Source organism: Phyllobacterium chamaecytisi (assembly GCF_020164455.1).
Classification (GTDB): Bacteria; Pseudomonadota; Alphaproteobacteria; order Rhizobiales; family Rhizobiaceae; genus Phyllobacterium; species Phyllobacterium chamaecytisi.
In genome coordinates this window covers 1-3,482 of record NZ_JAIQWW010000052.1, presented here as the reverse complement: position 1 = coordinate 3,482, position 3,482 = coordinate 1, and the positions used below count along the sequence as shown (strand labels likewise).

The window sequence follows — 3,482 nt, the reverse complement described above, 5'->3', positions numbered from 1 at the left end:
ACAGAGATTGCGCCGAGGTGCTGCATTTTTGGCGCATGCTCTTTCAAACAGAGTACAACTTCTCTGGTGACGCCAGTAGATTTCCCAATCTGCATAGTGATACGAACGATTTCAAATTTGGAACCTCATCTCTAGCATAACAAAACAAGTTGCGCAATTCTATTGCGGTAATTTCGCAACTTTGATAGGTAATATATAGCAACTCTGCTGAGTCGGGACATCGTTAATGCCGAGAAACCGCGTGACTTTGCAAGACCTTGCCGACGCGCTCGGGATTTCAAAATTTTCTGTATCAAGAGCTCTGTCGGGCAAACCGGGCGTAGCGGAAGCCACACGCCGAAGGATTGAGCGGGCCGCCCAGGACATGGGCTATGCGCTTATGGCCGAACCGGCGCAAAACCGCGGGCAAATATTATTCCTGCGCCAAGAAATCGACCGCGTAAGCACGGAGTTGTGGTCAAACATCCTCCTTGGCGCGGAGCAGCAGGCCGAGGCGTACGGCTACATGGTAATCCCGAGACAGGCGCAAAGCGTCTTCGACAGCCCTTCGATTGATGAGGCTGTGGTGGGGTTGATCCTTGCAGTACCTTACCCGGAGGAATTCTCCGAGTTTGCAAGCCGGAACAACCTGCCCCTGGTCTGTTCAGGCTATGCAGGTCCCCTGGAGCGCATCGATCTGGTGTCGGGGCCCGACTGGGAAGCTGGCGTGACGATTGCCCGCTACCTGGCGACGCTCGGCCACCGCAAGTTCGCATTTGTCCACGGAGACGCTAGGTTGTTAGGCAGGGCCGAGAGATTTCGGGGTCTATGCGATGGGGCAAGGGAGATCGACGGAGAAGTTGACGATCTCGTTTTTGACGAAGAGGCAGGTTTGCGCAAACCGCTCCTTGACTACATGGATTCGGGCGGCAAACCGACCGCCCTGTTTTGTGCTCATGACGGTATAGCCGTGAGCGTGATTTCGGAACTGGCCATTATGGGAATTCGGGTGCCCGATGATGTTTCGGTGGTCGGTTTCAACGATTTCATATCGGCCTCGCAAGTTGCCCCCCGCTTGACGACAATCAGGGTGCCTCATGTCGAAATGGGAGCGGCGATGGCGCGTTGCATCATCGACAGGGTCTCTAATCCCCACTATCGGACAGTTCCTCCGCTTCGCATAAGTCTCGTGCCGGAACTGATCATACGCGAGTCCACGGGGCCGGCTTCACTCGTGCCGTGGGAGCGGAAGTACGACGCGCGGGCAAGACTGAATACAATTAATGGGAAGACACAGCGCGGTTAATCGGCGAGACTAGCTCAGACCCATGGGTGAAGGGCCGAGGGATGAGCCATGACGATCGACACCCCGAGCGTTTAGTTTCGCCTCCCGGTTCGGGCGTCAGGAGGCTGACGACTGCTGGCCTGGTCAGCAAAACAGCTGACTTGTTTTTCGTTCCGCTGGCTATTCTCCCGACTGTGGCCCTGAGCGTCGCAGTCCTGGGCTTGCCGCTGATACTGTCGTTGATCATGAGCTTCGCTGGCTGGTCAATTGGCCAGCCTGTTTCGGAAGTCCAGTTCGTAGGCTTGCGAAATTACAGGGACCTTTTCGCAGATCCTGTCTTCCTTGCAAGTCTTGGGCTCACGCTTGGTTATACGGCCGCGACGGTCTGCCTCGAAATTCTGATTGGGCTGGCCATTGCCCTGCTTCTCAATCTGGAACTTCCGTTCATCTGCATCTTTCGAACGGCATTGATCGTCCCGATGATGGCCACTCCGATTGTCGCTGCGCTTTGCTGGAAGCTTCTCCTCGATCCCACCTATGGCCTTGTCGACCATCTCATCGGATCGCCGGTCATCTGGCTCGGCGACCCGACGCTGGCACTCATCACAGTGGGCGGAGTGAACGTGTGGCAGAACGCACCGTTCGTTGCCCTGCTCGTCCTGGCGGGTCTGCAGTCCGTGCCCAAGGAGATAATGGAAGCGGCGAGGATCGATGGCGCGACCAAGATGGCACTGTTCCGTCATGTAACTTTGCCGCTTTTGTCGCCCTATTTGCTCGTGGCTATGCTCCTACGGATCATTTTTGAGTTCAGGGCCTTCGACAACGTCTACGTGATGACCGCAGGCGGGCCTGCGAACGCGACGTTGGTACTTTCCATTTACGTCTATCACACGTCCTTCTTCAGCTTCGATCTCACGCTTGCCTCGGCTGCGTCGTGGATCATGCTCCTGATCGTCTTGACGGTCTGCCTGCTTCTGATAGCCACCATGCGCCCAAAGGAGACCGACTGATGAAATCGCTGTTGCACACAGGCTACAGGAGAGGATTCTACTACGTCTTCGTGTATGCCGCATTGATCTGCATGCTTGTGATCTTCCTGCTGCCGCTGCTTTGGGTCCTTGGACTATCCTTGAAGACACGCGAGCAGATTTTCACGACACCGCCACTCTTTCTGTGGTGGCCGACCATGGAGAACTATTTCGCGGTCTTGTCTGAGGGGAACTTTCTGGTTTCCTTCTGGAACAGTTTTTTGGTGACCACCTCGACGGTTCTGGTCTCCTTGTTTGTTGGCATACCCGCGGCGTACGCCATCGCCCGATTCCGCTTCCCCGGTCGCAAACTCATCTTCTTTTCGCTGCTCCTGATGCGGATGCTGCCGCCAATTGCAGCGTTGTTGCCGTTATATGTGATGTACAGTCTGATCGGACTGATCAACACCAGGATAGGCCTCATCCTGGCCTATACGACATTCAGTCTTCCCGTGGTCGTCTGGGTCACGCGCGACTTCTTCAAAAGTGTGCCGCGCGACTTGGAAGAAGCGGCCTATATGGACGGCGCGTCCCGGACGGGGGCTTTCCTCAGGATCGCCTTGCCCCTGGCCAAGCCCGGAATCACAACCGCGGCCATCTTGTCGCTGCTCCTTGCCTGGAACGACTTCATCTTCGCGGCAATTCTCACCAACAACGCCACGCGAACATCTCCGGTCGTCTTGAGCACTTACGCGGGTAGCGAGACCGGGACCGATTGGGGAGCCATCGCCGCATCCGGCATTCTGGTTCTTCTGCCCGTGATCGTGTTTTCGCTGATCGTTCAAAGGCACCTTATTCCCGGCCTGTCGTCAGGCGCGGTGAACGATGCTAGAATTCCTTGAGGTATGATGGAGGAAGCCATGACCGTTTCCAGCAAGAAAGGCCTGATCAATCGGCGCACGCTGCTTGGATCGACTCTGGCCGGCATCAATCTGGCCGCACTCGGCCCGTCGACTTCAGCCCGCGCGGAGCTTGGAAAAAAGCCTTCCAAGCTCGTCGTCCTCGGCGACAACGCCTCATGGAAGGGAACGATCCTCCAAGACGCGATTCCCGCCTTTAAAAATGACACGGGCATAGACGTCGAATACGTGCAGTTGCCCATGGAGGCGCTGGTCGTACGGTCCCGGGCCGAAATGTCCGGCCCGGGACCTACGAGCTTCGATATCGTGCAGATGGGTTCCTCCATGATG

Annotated in this window: 3 protein-coding genes and 1 pseudogene; all 4 read left to right on the top strand. The window is 56.4% G+C overall.

Annotated elements, in window-relative coordinates:
• Window positions 1-226 precede the first annotated feature (226 nt).
• Window positions 227-1,285: a LacI family DNA-binding transcriptional regulator gene (locus LB462_RS30795; RefSeq protein ID WP_224515912.1), complete on the top strand. Its 1,059-nt coding sequence runs from the start codon at window positions 227-229 to the stop codon at window positions 1,283-1,285.
• Between the two features lie 41 nt (window positions 1,286-1,326).
• Window positions 1,327-2,274: a carbohydrate ABC transporter permease gene (locus LB462_RS30790; RefSeq protein ID WP_224515905.1), complete on the top strand. Its 948-nt coding sequence runs from the start codon at window positions 1,327-1,329 to the stop codon at window positions 2,272-2,274.
• Window positions 2,274-3,134 (top strand): carbohydrate ABC transporter permease, encoded by an 861-nt coding sequence (locus LB462_RS30785; RefSeq protein WP_224515903.1) that lies wholly within the window; start codon window positions 2,274-2,276, stop codon window positions 3,132-3,134. The genes LB462_RS30790 and LB462_RS30785 overlap by 1 nt, the downstream gene beginning before the upstream one ends.
• An 18-nt stretch (window positions 3,135-3,152) precedes the next feature.
• Window positions 3,153-3,482 (top strand): annotated as a pseudogene (locus tag LB462_RS30780) (hypothetical protein); the annotation flags it as partial.